General features: G+C 54.1%; 5 protein-coding genes. 3 read left to right on the top strand and 2 right to left on the bottom strand.

The window, feature by feature from the left end:
* A partial coding sequence (locus PPL9_RS24900; protein ID WP_057465225.1) for a LysR family transcriptional regulator occupies positions 1-838 on the top strand: 838 nt, incomplete at its 5' end.
* A gap of 5 nt (positions 839-843) precedes the next feature.
* Here PPL9_RS24900 and PPL9_RS24895 read toward each other — a convergent pair.
* Positions 844-1,371 (bottom strand): AAA family ATPase, encoded by a 528-nt coding sequence (locus PPL9_RS24895; RefSeq protein ID WP_057465224.1) that lies wholly within the window; start codon positions 1,369-1,371, stop codon positions 844-846.
* A 65-nt stretch (positions 1,372-1,436) separates the two neighbouring features.
* A complete protein-coding gene (locus tag PPL9_RS24890) occupies positions 1,437-2,432 on the bottom strand; it encodes an AraC family transcriptional regulator (RefSeq protein ID WP_057465223.1) in 996 nt (331 codons plus the stop codon).
* A 277-nt stretch (positions 2,433-2,709) separates the two neighbouring features.
* Here PPL9_RS24890 and PPL9_RS24885 point away from each other — a divergent pair, with 277 nt between their 5' ends.
* Together PPL9_RS24885 and PPL9_RS33715 are read left to right on the top strand one after the other, a co-directional pair.
* Positions 2,710-3,171: a (2Fe-2S)-binding protein gene (locus PPL9_RS24885; RefSeq protein WP_057465391.1), complete on the top strand. Its 462-nt coding sequence runs from the start codon at positions 2,710-2,712 to the stop codon at positions 3,169-3,171.
* 1 nt (position 3,172) lies between these two features.
* Positions 3,173-3,512: molybdopterin cofactor-binding domain-containing protein (locus PPL9_RS33715; protein WP_208989614.1), on the top strand; the 340-nt coding region annotated here is incomplete at its 3' end.

The following is a 3,512-nucleotide window of genomic DNA, read 5'->3' as shown; positions in this document are numbered from 1 at the left end:
CAAGGTGTTGCCCCTGCCGCTCTCAACCGTCAGCCGAAAGGTGGCGGATCTGGAAGCGCAGATGGGAGCAAAACTGCTGGAACGCACGACGCGGCGCATGCGTCTGACGGAAATCGGCGACCAGTTCTATCAAGCCTGTCTACCGGGACTGGAAGCGTTCAGAGCAGCAGATCGCGTGGTGGAACAGAGCCAGTCAGCCGTGTCAGGAGATTTGAAAGTCACCGTGCCACCCAATCTGGCCGAAGCTCTCTTCATTCCGGTCATCGGGCAGTTTCGCCTGCAATACCCGCAGGTACGCATCCACATGATCGTATCAGAGCGCAATCTGGACTTTATCGAGGATAATGTTGATCTGTCTTTCCGCGTTGGTCCAAAACCAGATTCCGGACTGACACTCACAAAGCTCGCCGCCTACCGCCACGTTCTGGTTGCTTCGCCTTCTTACATCGCAGAGCAGGGAACTCCGCAGCGCCCTGAAGACCTGATACAACACGCCCTGATCGGCTTCGGGTTCTGGCAAAAGCCGGAAATCAGCTGGCAACTGAGCAGGAAAAGCGAAGAGCGGACCATTCGTTTTGCACCAGACATCGCCATCAACGACTATTCAGCGCTTCAATCTGCGATTAAGTCCGGATTGGGAATAGGGGAGCTGCCATCCATTCTCTGTCAGGACGCGTTGAAAAGGCGCAGTCTGGTGGAGGTGCTGCCGGAGTGGAGGTTCCCTGAAATAGACCTGCACGCCATGCACACTGGCAAGCAAAATCAGTCCCGGCTTACCCGCCTGTTTCTGGAAACTTGCGTGAGCATGATCCGCCCGAAACTCCGCCAGTTTGCGTGAGAGCCTCAATAAGACCCGTAACGCACCAGCTGGCTGAAGGCCTCAACGATCTCTTCGACACTTTCCTCGACAGGTTTTTCAAAGGTGTCGACCACAAGGCGGTGCTTCTTCCACGGTTCATAGCGTCGCCGCTGTACATCCTCCCAACTGGGCAGAGACATCGCGGAAATATCGTTGTGTCTGGTCTCAACACGCGTCTTGTGTTCAGCCTCATCAGAGCAGATCACTTCAATGTTGAGTGCTTTCACCTTAGCGCCAAGCGCTGCTTCCAGCCAGATGTTGCGGGTAATCTCAATTGGATTCACCGCATCCGCAATCACATTGTTGCCCAGCAGCAAGTTGTCTTTGGCAACGGCTGCTGCTGCAACATAACCGGCATCTTCTGCTGGTGAGATCGCAAGAACGGAGGTCTTGAGGGCAGCCTCAAGTGAATCAATACGTAAATGAACGGCTTGCAGGCGCGGAGAAAGGGCCTTTGCCAAGGTCGTTTTACCAACACCAGGCAATCCCGAAAGAACAAATAGAATAGCCATGCCGGGCTCTTACCAGCCCAAGGTTTCATGAAGCTTTCTTCATGAGAGGCTAAATTAGGGCACCCTTAAGCAATCCCACGCACTTCCATCGGCGTCTTGCCCGTCCAGCTGTGAAACGCGCGAAAGAACGAGCCGGTATCCTTGTACCCAAGCAGATAGGAGATTTCCGGAATGCTCAGATCACTGCGCACCAGATAGTGCTGGGAGAGTTCGGCGCGGGTCTCGCTCAAAATGTCCTGAAAACTTTTGCCTTCTTCCTTCAATTTGCGCTGCAAGGTCCGCTTGCTGGCATTCAGGTTCTGGCTGATGACGTCAATGGTGTTCTGGCCCGCTGGCAGGCTTTCCAGTAACGCATTCTTCACGCGGCGGGACATTTCATCAGAACTGCCCGTGCTCTGTAATTTCTGGCGCAGCCCATCTTCAAACGTGTCCCACATGCCTTCCATCTGTGTGATCAGCGGACGAGTGGCATCCTGCAGGGAAAGGGTGATGTGCGCCACCGGAGCAGGGGTTGCCTTCACCCCGCATTCCGCTTCAACAGCAGACCAGTCCAGATCCCCAACAGGGCCTCCCACACTGAGCGGCACAATCTGCTCTCCGGTAAAGGTGCGGCTGCAATTGGTGAAGTAGACAATCTCGAACTGGGCCAGAATTTCAGGAAACGGTTCCGTCGGATCGCTGGAAGTAAACAAGATGGAGACTGTGCTGTCCGTACGCTCAACTTCCAGCCGGATCGGCGCAATCAGAGGTTTGAACAGCGCAAGACGCTTCACGCCTTCTTCAATGTTTGGACTGCAGGAAAACGCAAAGGCGTGTGGAACAAAACTGCCTTGTTTGATGGTGTGCCCAAGTTTGATTGCCAGGTCGTTGCCGCCATATTCCTGATGCAGCGCATGCCAGATGGCGAAATATTGCGCCTGCGTGATGCCCTTGGCTGCCGGACCCAGCTGTTCAATGGAAACTCCGGCACGGCGCATCACCCGGTCAACAGACAGGTCAAGGTACTGAATGATTTGCGCCATCATGGCAGCGCCTGGGTAAAGATGTGCGTGTTTCGTCATGCTCGGCTCGGTCTCATTGGTCTTGCCACTCTTTCATCTCGAATTTTTGCTAGGTGTGCCAGTGCCAATTTACATAGTGGCGCGATATGGCAGTACTTTGGCGCGATTTGCCACTGAAAGCGAGAGAGGCGAGTGCTAGGGATAACTACAGATCATTTGTTTCAGGCTCAAAAAGCAGAATAGCGCATTCCGCATACAACACTGCCCCATTCAAACAGTGCCTGAGATTATTGCTGACCCAGCCAACCGCTACGGATCAAAAAAGGGATTTTTTTTGATGGCAATTTCTTTAAAGCTGAACGGCCAGACGCATAAGGTCGACGCCGAACCAGGAACCCCGCTTCTTTGGGTGATCCGCGATGAACTCAAGCTCACCGGAACAAAATTTGGGTGTGGTGTCGCCTCATGCGGTGCGTGCACCGTTCATCTGGATGGCGAACCGGTCCGCTCCTGTCAAACGTTTATTGAAGATGTGGAAGATTCTGAGATCACCACAATTGAAGGCCTGAAGTCCACGCCAGCACAAGCCGTGCAACAGGCATGGACAGAGCTGGACGTGGTCCAGTGTGGTTACTGTCAGTCCGGCCAGATCATGTCTGCCGTTGGCCTGCTCTCTGAAAACGCAAAGCCGACACTGGAAGAAATTGACGATTACATGGACGGCAACGCCTGCCGATGCGCCACTTACCAGCGCATTCGTTCCGCAATCGTACGTGCATCAGAAATTATGGAGGCTTGATATGAGCGTGTTGTCCTCTCGTCGTGGCTTCCTCAAAGGGGCAGCAGCCTCTGCTGCCGCCGTTCTTGTTATTGGTGTGGCCCCATCCGGCTCTATGGCCGCTGCAAATGCTGCAGACACCACCATGCTCAATCCGTTTGTAAAGATTGCAGCAGATGGCACCGTGACTGCGATCGTCAAACATTTTGAAAAAGGGCAGGGTCCGGCAACCGGCCTCACCACACTCATTGCAGAAGAGCTGGGCGTCAGCATGGATGCGATAGAGTATGAGTTCGCCCCATCCAACCCGAAGCTTTACAACAACACGGCTTTCGGACCTATCCAGGGTACCGGCGGCTCCA

The organism is Pseudovibrio sp. POLY-S9 (genome assembly GCF_001431305.1).
Classification (GTDB): domain Bacteria; phylum Pseudomonadota; class Alphaproteobacteria; order Rhizobiales; family Stappiaceae; genus Pseudovibrio.
Note: the sequence above shows the minus strand (reverse complement) of the source record. Positions and strands in the feature narration are given on the sequence as shown.

Excerpts from the sequence above, each read along its gene's own strand:
- PPL9_RS24895 (WP_057465224.1), bottom strand. The coding sequence starts at position 1,371 with ATGGCTATTCTATTTGTTCTTTCGGGATTGCCTGGTGTTGGTAAAACG.
- PPL9_RS24890 (WP_057465223.1), bottom strand. The coding sequence starts at position 2,432 with ATGACGAAACACGCACATCTTTACCCAGGCGCTGCCATGATGGCGCAA.
- PPL9_RS24885 (WP_057465391.1), top strand. The coding sequence starts at position 2,710 with ATGGCAATTTCTTTAAAGCTGAACGGCCAGACGCATAAGGTCGACGCC.